The sequence below is a fragment of the Chryseobacterium sp. Leaf394 genome (genome assembly GCF_001424105.1).
GTDB lineage: Bacteria > Bacteroidota > Bacteroidia > Flavobacteriales > Weeksellaceae > Chryseobacterium.
Genome location: NZ_LMQH01000011.1, coordinates 1,945,844 through 1,959,724 on the forward strand (window position 1 = coordinate 1,945,844; position 13,881 = coordinate 1,959,724).

The 13,881-nt window shown below is 36.5% G+C and carries 13 protein-coding genes; 11 read left to right on the top strand and 2 right to left on the bottom strand.

Features of this window, described 5'->3' with window-relative positions:
- Positions 1–94: 94 nt before the first annotated feature.
- From ASG21_RS13580 to ASG21_RS13630, 11 genes are all read left to right on the top strand, one after another.
- Positions 95–745 (top strand): protein-L-isoaspartate(D-aspartate) O-methyltransferase, encoded by a 651-nt coding sequence (locus ASG21_RS13580; RefSeq protein WP_056081103.1) that lies wholly within the window; start codon positions 95–97, stop codon positions 743–745.
- A gap of 2 nt (positions 746–747) precedes the next feature.
- Positions 748–1,146 (top strand): DUF1801 domain-containing protein, encoded by a 399-nt coding sequence (locus ASG21_RS13585; RefSeq protein ID WP_056081104.1) that lies wholly within the window; start codon positions 748–750, stop codon positions 1,144–1,146.
- Positions 1,147–1,207: 61 nt separating this feature from the next.
- Entirely contained in the window at positions 1,208–1,471 is a 264-nt protein-coding gene (locus tag ASG21_RS13590; RefSeq protein ID WP_056081107.1) for a hypothetical protein, read from the top strand.
- 75 nt (positions 1,472–1,546) lie between these two features.
- Positions 1,547–2,524 carry a D-glycerate dehydrogenase gene (locus ASG21_RS13595; protein WP_056081110.1) on the top strand — a complete coding sequence of 326 codons (978 nt, stop codon included), beginning with the start codon at positions 1,547–1,549 and terminating at the stop codon, positions 2,522–2,524.
- A gap of 209 nt (positions 2,525–2,733) precedes the next feature.
- The gene (locus ASG21_RS20240) at positions 2,734–3,072 is read left to right on the top strand and encodes a hypothetical protein (protein WP_056081113.1); all 339 of its coding nucleotides are present in this window, start codon (positions 2,734–2,736) and stop codon (positions 3,070–3,072) included.
- Between the two features lie 200 nt (positions 3,073–3,272).
- Positions 3,273–7,472 carry a T9SS type B sorting domain-containing protein gene (locus tag ASG21_RS13605; protein ID WP_056081116.1) on the top strand — a complete coding sequence of 1,400 codons (4,200 nt, stop codon included), beginning with the start codon at positions 3,273–3,275 and terminating at the stop codon, positions 7,470–7,472.
- A gap of 205 nt (positions 7,473–7,677) precedes the next feature.
- Positions 7,678–8,094, top strand: a complete 417-nt coding sequence (locus ASG21_RS13610; protein ID WP_056081118.1) for an endonuclease domain-containing protein — start codon at positions 7,678–7,680, stop codon at positions 8,092–8,094.
- A 47-nt stretch (positions 8,095–8,141) separates the two neighbouring features.
- Positions 8,142–8,900, top strand: a complete 759-nt coding sequence (locus tag ASG21_RS13615; protein WP_157844531.1) for a hypothetical protein — start codon at positions 8,142–8,144, stop codon at positions 8,898–8,900.
- A 6-nt stretch (positions 8,901–8,906) separates the two neighbouring features.
- Positions 8,907–10,892, top strand: coding sequence for a urocanate hydratase (locus ASG21_RS13620; RefSeq protein WP_056081124.1), 1,986 nt, complete (start codon positions 8,907–8,909; stop codon positions 10,890–10,892).
- Positions 10,893–10,894: 2 nt separating this feature from the next.
- Positions 10,895–11,428 (top strand): hypothetical protein, encoded by a 534-nt coding sequence (locus tag ASG21_RS13625; protein WP_056081127.1) that lies wholly within the window; start codon positions 10,895–10,897, stop codon positions 11,426–11,428.
- 74 nt (positions 11,429–11,502) lie between these two features.
- Positions 11,503–11,988 (top strand): DUF3997 domain-containing protein, encoded by a 486-nt coding sequence (locus ASG21_RS13630; protein ID WP_056081130.1) that lies wholly within the window; start codon positions 11,503–11,505, stop codon positions 11,986–11,988.
- A 252-nt stretch (positions 11,989–12,240) separates the two neighbouring features.
- On the opposite strand, the gene ASG21_RS13635 is transcribed toward ASG21_RS13630, so the two are convergent.
- Both ASG21_RS13635 and ASG21_RS13640 read right to left on the bottom strand, forming a co-directional pair.
- A complete protein-coding gene (locus ASG21_RS13635; protein WP_056081132.1) occupies positions 12,241–12,792 on the bottom strand; it encodes a hypothetical protein in 552 nt (183 codons plus the stop codon).
- Positions 12,782–13,732 (bottom strand): hypothetical protein, encoded by a 951-nt coding sequence (locus ASG21_RS13640; RefSeq protein ID WP_056081135.1) that lies wholly within the window; start codon positions 13,730–13,732, stop codon positions 12,782–12,784. The genes ASG21_RS13635 and ASG21_RS13640 overlap by 11 nt, the downstream gene beginning before the upstream one ends.
- Positions 13,733–13,881 lie beyond the last annotated feature (149 nt).

Here is a 13,881-nt window from a genome sequence, read left to right on the forward strand (position 1 = left end):
TATCATGAAAAGTATTGTTTTAATTTTGATAAAATCAAGGTAAAATTTCAAATCTCAAACTGCAAATTTCAAATCAATTCCTTACTTTTGCTCAATGCAGGATTCATTTGTACATAAGGGAAAGAGAAGGAATTTGGTAGATTATCTGAGACGCAGCATCGGAATTTGTGATGAAAGCGTATTGGCTGCAATCAACGAAGTTCCCAGACATCTTTTCATTGAAAGTATTTTTGAAGATTACGCCTATGAAGACCGCGCTTTTCCCATTGCGGCGCACCAGACGATTTCGCATCCCTCCACTGTTGCAGAGCAGTCTGAACTTCTGGAGATAAAGGAGGGCGAAAAAGTTCTGGAGATTGGAACCGGATGCGGTTACCAGACTGCAGTTTTAATCGCCATGAAAGCTTTGGTTTATACAGTTGAACGGCAGAAAGACCTTTTTGATTTCTCCAAAAAGAAACTGAGAGAAATGAATCTTTATCCCAAATTCCAGAGTTTCGGTGACGGTTTTGCGGGGCTTCCGACTTTTGCTCCTTTCGACAAAATTATTGTGACCTGTGGCGCTTCAGTTTTGCCTACAGAACTTTTAAAACAGCTGAAAGTCGGCGGTAAAATGGTGATTCCTTTAGGTCCGACCGACCAGCAGGTTTTATACAGATTTACCAAAATTTCTCCTACAGAATTTGAAAAAGAAGAATTCGGAACGTACAAATTTGTCCCGATGCTGAATAATACCAATCAATAAAGATGATAAATCCCGACATTCTTGATTACATTGAAAAGCTGTCAGATTCAGACAAAGAAATCTGCAAAATACTTTCAAAAATAATTGATGAAGAACTGCGTGATGCCGAAAATAAAATCTGGCACGCCCATCCCGTTTGGTTTCTCGAAGAAAATCCGATCGTAGGATTCAGCAGACAGAAAAAGGGAATCCGTCTGATGTTTTGGAGCGGAAAATCTTTTAATGAAGAAAAACTGAATGTAGAAGGTGAGAAATTTCAGGATGCATCAATATTCTACAATGATCAAAGCGAAATTAACGCAGCTGATTTGAAGCAATGGCTGAAAAAGTCTGTGGAAATACAGTGGGATTACAAAAATCTGGTCAAAAGAAAGGGTGAACTGATCAAAATTAAAGGCTGAAATTACGGTGTTCGGAATGATAATTGGATTTTAAAAAACACCAATCCAAAAAAATTCAGTTATGGACACTAACAGATTTAAATCATCACACGATTTCAGTAATATCGAAAAAAACCTGCACAACAACCCCGGTTACAGTGTAGAAAGTTTTTCTCAGCAGGCAAAAGATTACCTCAACGAAATGAAATCCCAAAATCAGGAGGCCACTAAACAGGGCTTTATAGCGCAGGCAAAAAAATCTGCACACGAGGTTTGGGAAGAGATTCAGCATATGGCTGATGAAGGCTGGGAGAAGGGTACAAACCAGCCGGATGACAAAGCATAAATTTAAATTATAACTGATAAGACACCTCATTTTTAAACAGTGAGGTTTTTTATTTTAAAAAAAACTATACATTTTATGAGAGTATTTGTAAACAAAAGAATTCCTGAAATCGGGTTGAAAATAATGAAGGAAAACGGGCTCGATGTTTTTATCCCTGAAAACGATAATCTTTCGGATGAGCAGTGGTTGAAATACTGCCAGGATTCTGATCTTATCTTAAATGTCGGCTTCCATAAATTTGACAGAGAATTTTTTGAGCAATGCCCAAATCTGAAAGCCATTGCTCTGCTTTCGGTCGGTTTTGATCATGTCGATATCAAAGAAGCCAATTCAAGAAATATTCCCATCGGAAATACTCCTGATGTTTTAAGTGTAGCCACGGCAGATACTGCTTTTCTTCTGATGCAGTCCGTAGCAAGACGCTCGAGTTTTTATTTTGAAAGAGTAAAGAATGGTGAGTGGGGAGATTTCGATCCTTTGTTTGCATTGGGTCAGGAACTTACCGGTAAAACTTTAGGAATTTTCGGTTTGGGAAGAATTGGTTTTGAAATGGCTAAAAAAGCGAAATACGCTTTCGACATGAACATCATCTACCACAACAGAAATCACAACGAAGAAGCTGAAAAAGAACTTGATGCAAAATATGTTTCATTTGATGAACTTGTTGAACAGTCTGACGTTTTGAGTATTCATGCCAATTTTAAACCTGAACAGAGTGAACTTTTCAATGCTGAAATTTTCAGTAAAATGAAAACTAATGCAATTTTCATCAATACGGCAAGAGGTGGATTTCAAAATGAGCACGACCTTTACGAAGCGTTGATCAACAAAGAAATCTGGGGAGCTGGTCTGGATGTCACCAATCCCGAACCCATGAGCAAAGAAAATCCACTTCTCGGACTTTCGAATGTCTGCGTTCTTCCACACATCGGTTCTGCGACCGAAGAAGCCAGAAACGGAATGGCAAAAATGGCAGCCGACAATCTGGTTGCTTTTTCGAAAGGTGAAAAAATGCCGAACTGTGCTAATGAGGAAGTTTATGATGAGATTTGAGATTTGAGATTTGAGATTTGAGATTTATGGGGAAACTGTTTTTCTAAAATATTTATTGTTTGAAACAAAAACTTTAACATCTCAACTTGGATCTTTTTACTTTTTCCCTGGATCATAAAATACTACTTGTCTCTCTCTACTTTTTCCTTGTCTCTTCTGAAATTGGACTCATTTTTGTCTTATCCCAAACATCACAAAAAATAATTATTATGAGCACAGAAAACAATGCTGAAGAGCAAGACAGAAAGCTGGAAGAGATGGATTACAATCCCGGCGAGGACATCTTTAATAAAGAAGAGCACATTCCACTCGACGGAGACGGTAACCCAATTTTAAATCCCGGCCACGTAAATGATGGTATGCCTTATGGACTGGATATTCCGGGAGCGGAAGATGACGATAATTTCGAACAGATTACCGATCAGTTACCGGAAGAAGAAGATGATGTATACAATATTATTGATGACGAAGAAGATGAGTTTGAAGATGAAGATGATTTGATTGACGATTTGGAAAACGAAGATGAGGAAGATGATATTGATAATTAAATCAGTTAATTTTTATTAATTTAATATAAGCACAAACAAAGGCTATCTCTACAGGGATGGCCTTTTTTATGTTAATTCATTTTTAAATAATTATAAATAAATATTTATGAATATTTTATTTATAATTTAAAAGTTATAAATTTGCAGAATATTTAAACATAACCAAAATTAATTAGAAAATAACTAAATATTTACTTTTAATGAAAAGAATTTTACAAATTATTTATTTTTTTATCAGTTTTTCAGTTTATTCTCAAAATAACTTAAATGTATTAATTAAAGACAATTCAGGAAACGAAAATTTTCACGTCACCTGCACCAATGATTTAAATGCAAACGGATGTATCAGTCTTCACGCAGAATATCCGTCAATAAAACAGACGGATACTTATACCCTGACTCAAAGCAGCTTCTCGCCAGCCGCGGCATTTAATGCAGGTACATCACTCAATGCTAATTTCGATGATTCGTTTACCTCGCTGATCAGTCTGCCGTTTAATTTCTGTTTTTTTAATCAAAATTTTGATGCTTTGGTGATTGGCTCCAACGGTATGATCACTTTTGATGCAACACAGGCAGGAAAAATCAATTTTCCGAATGTCAATTGGACAAATCCCAACACAGGACTTCCTAAAAATTCAATTTTTGGAGTGTACCATGATATGGTTTTTTCAGCTGCAGATCAGTCGGAAATATACTATTCAACAATCGGAACAGCGCCTAACAGGAAATTCATTGTGAATTTCTACGAAGGCAGAATGGCAGGATGTACAGAAAGATCATCTTCCCAGATTGTTTTGCATGAAACCACAAATATTATTGAAGTTTTTGTTGACAAAAAACTTACGCCGTGCGCAACAAGAAAATTTGAAAATGCCTTAATTGGAATCATCAACGACAGCGGAACTTTGGGCTACTCCCCTGCTTCGAGAAATACCGGAAACTGGGAAGCACAGCAGGAAGCATGGAAATTCACACCTTCAGGAAACGACATTACACCTGAGGTGATCTGGAAAAATGCCGCCGGACAAACTCTCGCAACAGGAATTCAGGCTACCCTTTGCCCGACACAAAATGAAGTTTACACCACTGAAGTCAATTTCAATACATGCGGAAGCAGTGTTCTGACGCTTACCGATACTTTCAATCTGACTTTTGATCCGACTTATCCAACGGCAGTCAATTACAGTCAGACTTTTTGTGGAAACAGTCCGGTTAATTTAAATTTAAATAATTTTAAACCTAATTTAACTTCACAAAATCCGGCCAATTTCAACTTCACTTATCACAACAGTTTGCAGGACGCTCAGAATAATGTGAACGGAATCTCAAATTCCTACCAGCTGAATTCCAATAAAACCATTTATGTAAGAATACAAAATCCTGTTACCGGGACCTGTTTCAGAGTGGCGACACTTACCTTGGAGTTTTTAACGAAACAGCTTCTTACCAATTCCGTAGTTCTTTGCGACACCAATAACGACGGCGTTGAAGACAATTATGACCTCAGCCTTTTAAACAATTCACTTCTTGCACCGGGGAATACTTCTGTTTCTTATTTTTTAACTCAGAATAATGCTCAGAATAACACAAATCCTGTTACGGCAGCCAATATTTCTGCAGGCACGCAAATCTGGCTGAGAGTGCAGGATGCCAACTGTACTTATGTTTTAGGTCCGGTGACTTTCCAGTTCAAACCGGGAGTTAATGCCCATGGAATCAATTATCCTATAACCATCTGTGATATCAATGATGACAATAATGAGCCTTTTGAATTTGCATTACAGTTGGGTCCACTCATCAGCACGCAGGCCGGAGCAACCTTTACCCCCTATGCCACTTACACTGAAGCTTATGCCGCACAGGGATCGGTTTTGCAGACCATCAAAGAAGGAGTTTATCCTGTTTTTATAAGGGTTCAGATTCCGGGAGGATGCTTCACGGTTGTTCAGGTGAATATGAATGTGACTTTCACAAAAATTAAGGCCAATCATAAAAACGAATACATCTGTTTCAACGGGACTGAAGATATTACCGTAAACCTCACGAATTTATCTTCAAATTTATTGATAGATCCCGTTACAGTGCCGGTCACAGAGTTTTATGGTTCTGCAGACGATGCATTTTACAGCAACAATCCAATTTCGCCGACGCAGACCATCACAAATAACGGCAATCTGGTTTCGCAGACTTTCTACGTGAGATTTGAGCAGAGTGATGACTGTTTTACCGTGAGACCTATCACCGTGAATCTTGTACATCCTGTGATTGTTAATTCTAATTTTACGGTTTGTGATTTTAGTAATGATAATTTAGAAAATGTAAATTTAAATCAGTTTTCAGCTTCAATCATCGGAAATCAAAATGCTACGACCACTTTTTATCTTAGTCAGGCAAATGCCATTGCGGGAACAAATCCCGTAACGACCGTTAATCTGAATGGTTCACAGCAATATTTTGTGAAAATAAATTCTTATAACTGTACTCAGGTTTATCCGTTCACTGTAGGTTTGGTGGCGACTCCGAATGTTAATCCGAATGTTAGCATTACGCTGAATGATATTTGTGACAATAACAATGATGGTGTAGAGAATTATAATCTTACACAGGCTCAGACGCAAATCTATTCAGGTTCATCTGCTGTAACTTTTACGTATTATCAGAATTATAACGCATCCAACCAGACGTTCTCAAACGAAATAACCAATGCGACAAACTATCCGGTTACAGGAAATGCAACGGTCTACGTAAAAATTAAATTTAATTCAGGAGAATGTTATTCAGCTTCAAAACTGACCATTCAGATGAACTTTCTTCCGGTGGTAGTGGTGACCAATAATGCGGTTTTAAACAGATGTGATGAAGATTTTAATTTAAGTGAAACTTTTACGCTAGCCGATGCGATTCCGCAGATGTACGATCCTGCACAGAATACGTATGCCTTATCGAATATCGATGTGAAATTTTATCATACTCAGGCAGAAGCAAATGCAGGAAGCACTACAAATCAAATCGGAAATACTTTGGTAACGAACGTTTCAAGCGTTCAGATTTGGGCAAGATTTACCGCCAAAACTACAGGATGTTTTTCCGTGGCTCCGCTTCAGTTAAACACTTATTTTCCTCCGAAAGCCATTAATTCAACCATCAAAATCTGTGATGAAAATCTCGACGGAAATTATGAAGTTAATCTGATGGCGTTCACCAATCAGTATGTAGATTTACCTAATCCGATGAACACATTCAGCTTCTTCCCTACTCAGCAGGACGCTCAGAATGGAACGAACGGTATTCAGAATCCAACGATGTTTACAGCAAATCCTTTCCCTGCACAAATCTGGGTAAGGGTGATGAATATCCCTGGATGTGATGATATTGCCAGCATTAACTTTGTCTTTGGTGATAAACTTGTCACACAACCCGGACCGTATTTATTGAATAACGTTTGTGACCAGCTGAATGACGGTATTGAGGCTGTCAACCTGACTCAGTTCCAGAGTCAGATTTATTCCAGTGCCAATGCGACTTTCACCTACTACCCTTCTTTGGCTGATCTTCAGGCGAATTCGAATGTTATTTCAAATCCGGCTGCGTATTCTTTCAATCAAAACACAGGTCCGGATACCATTTTTGTAAAAGTAGAAGCTCCCGGACTTTGTCCGGAATACACAACGATTAAAATCAGTCTGAAAAGAGTACCCATTTTTACAATCGCAACGCAATATTTCTGTCCGGACGGAACATTCAGCTATACCTTAAAGGTGGAAGGCCACAATATCGTAAGCTATGTATGGACAAATCCTGCGGGACAAATCGTTTCAAACACTGATACGGTGACGAATATGAACATGGTGGGAACCTATTCAGTTACCGTCACTTCAGACAACGGATGCTCTTACACCGCAACCTTTGAGGCAAAATATTATGATGTGCCGGTGATTCAGCAAATGACAGCCAATGGGAATACGTATACAATCACAGCGACCGGTTCGCAGCCGATTGTTTATTCAATTGACGGCATCAGCTGGCAGTCGGGTAATATTTTCTATAATCTTCCAACCGGAATTACGACGTTCTATGTGAAATATGTTGAAGGAAAATGCATCGTAAAACAGGACGGAGTAGTTTTAGATATTAAAAATGCCATCACACCCAACGGCGACGGCATCAACGATAAATGGATTATTAAAGACCTTCACGTCTTCGGAAAGAAAATGACCAACGTAAAAGTATTTGACCGTTATCAGTATAAAATTTTCGAACAGGACACAAACACGCAGATCATCTGGGACGGAACCATTGCCGGAAGAGCAATTCCTTCCTCAAGTTACTGGTACGTGATCACCCTTCCCGACGGCAGAACATTTACCGGATGGGTTTTGGTAAAGAACACAAATTAATCATATATAATGAACGGTAAGACCCCGCCTTTGAGCGGGGTTTTGTTGTTTTCCAGTTATTATTAAAACAACATCCGAATCATAATTCCCCTCCCTTGGAGGGGTGGATTCGACCAAAGGGAGAAGACGGGGTGGTTACACGCAATTTAAATCATAATATTTCCACCTTTCCAAAGAATTCTTATCATTCATTAAACACTTACCGATGAAAGAAATCCTCACAGAAATAAACGGAATTCCGATTTACAAAAAATGCACTCACTATCTTCCCTACAATCCAAATTTAAAAATACTATTGCCAAAAAAACGAAAAGCAGGAATTCTAAACGAAGTAATATTCTGGAAGAAAGTCAGAGCAAAAAATTTCCACAAAATTGATTTTGACAGACAGAGAATCATCGGAAATTATATTGTTGATTTTTATGTAAAAACACTCGGATTAATCGTAGAAATCGACGGTTCAAGCCATGATGAAAAAGAGATTTATGATGGTATAAGACAAGATTATCTGGAATCATTGGGACTGAAAGTGTTCAGAATTTCAGATTTTGATGTTAAAAACAATCTGTCCGTTGTGATGAAGGAACTGGAAGATTTTATTATCAAAAACTATAGCATGTAAAATTCCCTACTCTGGAAAGTTGGATTCGATCAAAGAGAAAAGGCTGGGTGGTTAAATTGCGCGTAAACCACCCCGTCAAAAAATCAAAGATTTTTCGCCACCCCTCCACTGGAGGGGAATTTTCAGCGCCATTTTATATTCTCTTTCTTTATTTGCATGGATTTTCTAATTTGAATATCTTTAAAACCACAAAAAATTCAAATCCAATAAAAGAAACCATAAACTTAAACATGATGTTCTTACGTTATTCTTGGATAATTTTAAGGCTCATAATAAAATATTTTAGTCTGATTTTATTAGTTGCTTTAGTTTTATTTTTAACAAAAAAATACGTTGATTATTCATCAACTGTTTATTTAATTTTTATAATTCCAATTCTATCACTGCTAATTTTAATTAATTTAATTGTCATTTATACCAGAGACTACTTAAAATATAAAAAGAAAAAAGGAAACTTTAGAACTTCAAATATTGTTATTTTGACACTTTTTGCTATTTCTGTCCTTCATTTCTCAGTTAACTATTATATGGAAAACAAAAGTGTTTACCTTTCAGCAAATCTCAATGAAAGCAATACAAAATTATTTTTATATAGTGATAAAACTTTTAAAATAGCAAAATATTGGAATCATGGGGGTGACAATATTTTAGGAAAATATGAATTGAAAAACAATATATTGACATTAAAAAAAGATGATTTAGAAAAAATATCGAACTTTGAAATCACTCATCGTTACAACATTTTCTCTAAAGACAGAATCATCACAACAGATAAAAAAGGCTTTAAGAACTTAATTTTTGATTAAATAAAAATGACTTTCCAACAACAAATACAGCAGGGTATTCCCACCGAATTACCACACCCTAAACCATACGAGCAAAACATCAATCACGCACCAAAGCGTAAAGAAATCTTAACGGAAGAAGAGAAAAAACTCGCTCTGAAAAACGCTCTACGCTATTTCGAACCCAAATTCCACGCAGAACTGTTGCCGGAATTCAGAGAAGAACTGGAAAAATACGGCAGAATTTACATGTACCGCTTCCGTCCCGATTACGAGATGAAAGCAAGAGATATTGCCGAATATCCCGGAAAATCTGAGCAGGCAAAATCCATAATGCTGATGATTCAGAACAATCTGGATTATGCCGTGGCGCAACATCCGCACGAACTGATTACGTACGGTGGAAATGGTGCGGTGTTCAGCAATTGGGCACAGTATCTTCTGACGATGAAATATCTGTCGGAAATGACGGACGAACAGACGTTGACGATGTATTCCGGTCATCCGATGGGATTGTTTCCTTCGCACAAAGATGCACCGAGAGTGGTGGTGACCAACGGGATGATGATTCCAAATTACTCCAAGCCGGATGACTGGGAAAAATTCAATGCGCTGGGTGTTTCGCAGTACGGACAAATGACGGCCGGATCTTATATGTACATCGGTCCGCAGGGAATTGTGCACGGAACGACGATTACCGTTTTAAATGCTTTCAGAAAAATCAATAAAGAACCAAAAGGCGGATTATTCGTCACTTCAGGTTTGGGCGGAATGTCCGGAGCTCAGCCAAAAGCCGGAAATATCGCTGGTTGCATTACGGTCATTGCCGAAGTGAATCCCAAGATTACAAAAATCCGTCACGAACAGAAATGGGTGAATGAAATCCACGAAAATCTGGATGAACTGGTAGCAAGAGTAAGAAAAGCGAAGGAAAATCAGGAAACAGTTTCTCTGGCTTACCTTGGAAACATCGTGGATATTTGGGAGAAATTTAATGAAGAAAATTTAAGAATCGATATTGGTTCAGACCAGACTTCGCTTCACAATCCGTGGGCGGGCGGTTATTATCCGGTTGGTCAAACCTTCGAGGAATCGAATACGATGATGGCAGAAAACCCTGAATTATTCAAAGAAAAAGTTCAGGAAACTTTAAGAAGACACGCTTCCGCCATCAACAGACATACAGCAAAAGGAACCTATTTCTTCGATTACGGAAATGCCTTTTTACTCGAAGCTTCCAGAGCCGGAGCCGATGTAATGGCAGAAAATCCTACGATTGGAAGGGAGTTCAAATACCCATCTTACGTTCAGGATATTATGGGACCGATGTGTTTTGATTATGGTTTCGGGCCGTTCCGTTGGGTTTGTACCAGCGGAAAACCGGAAGATTTGCAGAAAACGGATGATATTGCGTGTGCGGTTTTAGAGGAAATGATTAAAACATCGCCGGAAGAAATCCAGCAACAGATGAAAGACAATATCACTTGGATTAAAGGCGCTCAGGAAAACAATCTGGTCGTTGGTTCGCAGGCGAGAATTCTGTATGCCGACGCAGAAGGAAGAATGAAAATCGCTGAAGCCTTCAACAAGGCCATTGCCAACGGAGAAATCGGAGCGGTGGTTTTGGGAAGAGACCATCACGATGTTTCGGGGACGGATTCGCCGTACAGAGAGACTTCCAATATTTATGACGGCTCAAGATTTACGGCAGATATGGCAATTCACAATGTGATTGGCGACAGTTTCCGTGGCGCGACCTGGGTGAGCATCCACAACGGTGGTGGTGTTGGCTGGGGCGAAGTGATCAACGGTGGTTTCGGGATGTTGCTCGATGGTAGCGATGATTCCGACAGAAGATTAAAATCGATGCTTTTCTGGGACGTCAACAACGGAATTTCCCGACGAAGCTGGGCAAGAAATGAAGGAGCTGTTTTCGCTATCAAAAGAGCAATGGAAGCCGAACCGAATTTGAAGGTGACGTTGCCGAATATTGTGGATGAGAGTTTGTTTTAATTATGGATTCTGATCATAAGCATAAAGTAATATCATCTTTTAATCTTCCAACTTTAGGAATGGTTGTAGGCCTTTCTGACGTGGAATTTGGATTCAAGAAAGGAATGGTTTTAAAATCAATTTCTTCAAAGCGTTATTGGGAAGTTCAGTCGAGAATAATTCATTCTTCGACCGAAAAAAGATTTGATGGCGAAACTGAAATTGTAAGTCATACAAATATTAGAGAAATCGGCGCTTTAAAAGATAAAACAGAAATCATTAATTCTTTCGAATACAATATTAAACCAATCGGACATCATGAAAAACCCATCTGTGGTGATTTTTTAGTTTTCAGTGTAACAGTTGCTGTTCGTGTTATTTATAAAGTCATTGATATTTATGATGACTATTTATTATTGGATACTAATAATGGAGATACCGGAGTCATGCATAAAAAATATGTTGCCGATAAAGTTCAGATTGGAGATTATGTCAGACATTGTGAACACAAGGTTCATGACTTAGTTGATGAATTTGGCAATTTTATTATATGTTAATACTTTGCTCCATTAAAAGACATAAGAAAGCTGAGCCGAATTTTGTTTCAGACGAATTACTCGAATTTTAACGAATGACAAAACGAATTTTAAAAGTATTTCTATTATTTATCGGACTGTTTTTATTGTTATTAGCAATAAATTTCCTATGGGACCCACGGTCATACATATTCCCTTCACTTGGTTATGGTCCCGGAGTTCATGACTTTTCTAAAGGTATCACAGGTGGCTATGATCTATACAGGAATTCTGCTCACGAAATTTTTATAGCTCCGAATGATGGGTGGAATAGTGAGATTGCAATTATCCCATCCAAAGTTCTTAAGGTGAATACTTTTAAAGAATTTATCATTGCAGAAAGGCAGGGTTTAAAAATAAGAAATCCAAAAGACAGTTTGGATGGCTATGAAATTCCTAATGAAGAGGTAAAAGATTACTGGATTTTGAACACTGATAAAAACTATGTTTTAAAAAATTTAAAAATCAATGATCTACAAAAGAAACTGGAATCTTTACAAATTCCAATTGACATTGAATTGATTGATATTTATAAATACTGATACAAAACTGTTCTTAAAAACGCGTCATTGCGGGGAGTATCGACAAAGGGATTTGTTGGAAGTTGCCTGATGAATTCTAAAAATGATCTCGTTCTTCGCAATAACGGAAAATATGAAAACCTGCTGTGAGGCAGGTTTTATTGTTTTTTAACCAGATGGCGCGGATTTAAATCCGTGTCTTCGCATGTTTTTGCAAATGCTCACGGATTGCAAATCCGCGAGATCGGGGCAACTTGAGCTTGGAAGCTCCCACTAGCTTGGGGTATCTTCATTATTTTGATTATCCAAATCTCGCAAATTTTCTCGAGTTTGTTTTTCTAATGTTAATTTCAATAAGTTTTTTTCTATTGTTGCTTTCTCATCATCATTTTTTTTAGATTTTCTCCAATTTAAAAAACCATAAATCACAAGAAATAATCCTAAAGGTGCAAAAATCCATATAATTATATTATAATAAATGATGTAATTATTTCTCGTTTCAATCTCTTCTAATTTTGCATCAGCCTTTATTTTATTTATTTCGTTTTCTATTTGTTTTGCTTTGATTTCTTGTAAATATTCGCTTTTTTGATTTTCGCTTATCTGATTTTTATTTACTTTTTTGCTTAAAGCTATAGCTTTACTTTCATTTTTAGTAACAGAATATTCAATCGTTTTTAATTCTCTCAATAATTCAATCTTAAGAATTTCTAAGCTTTGCTTTTCTTTTAATGGATAATATATTGTTAGTACAAGCATCAAAATGCCAATACTGACTAAATATTTATATAAATTTTCAGAACCTGAAAAAAAACTACTTTCCATCTTTTTTAGTTTTATTTGCAAAAGGTTGAGTTAGGTCATTTGTGTCTATATCTAGAGTGTCAATAATTGTTTTTGTATTATTTAATTTACCTTGGATTTTAGATGCTATACTTTTTATTTGAGGATCTTTTTCCGTTTTTGGGTCAATTCCGCACGAAACCAAATTCAATAAATACGCAAGAATTGCTAAAGATTTTCCAGCCTTAATTAATTCTAATTTCCCTGGTGATTGTAAGTTAATTTTGACAAAAAAGTCATCTAAATTCTCATCAAATTTAAACTCTTTATTAATCTCATTAATAATATCCTCGATGTTATCCATCAACTTATTTAAATCTCTGAAATTAATATCATCTTGTTTTTCTACATTAAGTACATAGTGAGTTTTATCTCCTTTTTTGAACAGATTTCCTATAACCTTATCAATATATGGTGCAAATCTATCAACTCTACTGATTGCATGTTGGTTAGATTTTAATTGATAAAATATTGAATCTAATTCAAAAATACTTTTTAACTCTAACCATTTAACTTTTCTTCTTTTGAAATAATTACCCATTTCAATAGCATTTGAATCTTCATAGGGCTCAGCTTCGACAATTTCTCCGAATGCTAGTCTTTCTGAATTTCTGCTAGGAACAATGATAATATCGCCTTTACGTAATTTTAAAAAAGTAGAAATTTTATTAAATATTGCTGTTATTTTTCCTTTCTCTACAGAATCGAAAGGATCCAAGTCTTCTTTTTTCCCAATTATTTCTTTAATTTCTGAATCACTTTTCTTAAAAATATCATTTAAACTCAAATAATCCCAGCCAATTGCAATGTAATTCCCTTCATAAAAAATGTCAAAATGCTTACCCGCATCTGTTCTTGTAAACCAATAATTTCTATTTTCATTAAAAGTTTCAACTTGATTTAAAATTTCTTTGACATTCATTATTATATATTTTAGGATATTAAGTATTTCTAATTGGTTTATTATTAAAATACAGATTGTAGTTTTCAAATATAAACAAACTGATAAATATATATTTACGTGTTCCCTTAAAACGAGAAAAAAAGTAAAAATTTATTTCCAAACCACCC

Bases quoted from the DNA above. Each gene is read 5' to 3' on its own strand.
- ASG21_RS13580 (WP_056081103.1), top strand. From the start codon at position 95: ATGCAGGATTCATTTGTACATAAGGGAAAGAGAAGGAATTTGGTAGAT.
- ASG21_RS13585 (WP_056081104.1), top strand. From the start codon at position 748: ATGATAAATCCCGACATTCTTGATTACATTGAAAAGCTGTCAGATTCA.
- ASG21_RS13590 (WP_056081107.1), top strand. From the start codon at position 1,208: ATGGACACTAACAGATTTAAATCATCACACGATTTCAGTAATATCGAA.
- ASG21_RS13595 (WP_056081110.1), top strand. From the start codon at position 1,547: ATGAGAGTATTTGTAAACAAAAGAATTCCTGAAATCGGGTTGAAAATA.
- ASG21_RS20240 (WP_056081113.1), top strand. From the start codon at position 2,734: ATGAGCACAGAAAACAATGCTGAAGAGCAAGACAGAAAGCTGGAAGAG.
- ASG21_RS13605 (WP_056081116.1), top strand. From the start codon at position 3,273: ATGAAAAGAATTTTACAAATTATTTATTTTTTTATCAGTTTTTCAGTT.
- ASG21_RS13610 (WP_056081118.1), top strand. From the start codon at position 7,678: ATGAAAGAAATCCTCACAGAAATAAACGGAATTCCGATTTACAAAAAA.
- ASG21_RS13620 (WP_056081124.1), top strand. From the start codon at position 8,907: ATGACTTTCCAACAACAAATACAGCAGGGTATTCCCACCGAATTACCA.
- ASG21_RS13625 (WP_056081127.1), top strand. From the start codon at position 10,895: ATGGATTCTGATCATAAGCATAAAGTAATATCATCTTTTAATCTTCCA.
- ASG21_RS13630 (WP_056081130.1), top strand. From the start codon at position 11,503: ATGACAAAACGAATTTTAAAAGTATTTCTATTATTTATCGGACTGTTT.
- ASG21_RS13635 (WP_056081132.1), bottom strand. From the start codon at position 12,792: ATGGAAAGTAGTTTTTTTTCAGGTTCTGAAAATTTATATAAATATTTA.
- ASG21_RS13640 (WP_056081135.1), bottom strand. From the start codon at position 13,732: ATGAATGTCAAAGAAATTTTAAATCAAGTTGAAACTTTTAATGAAAAT.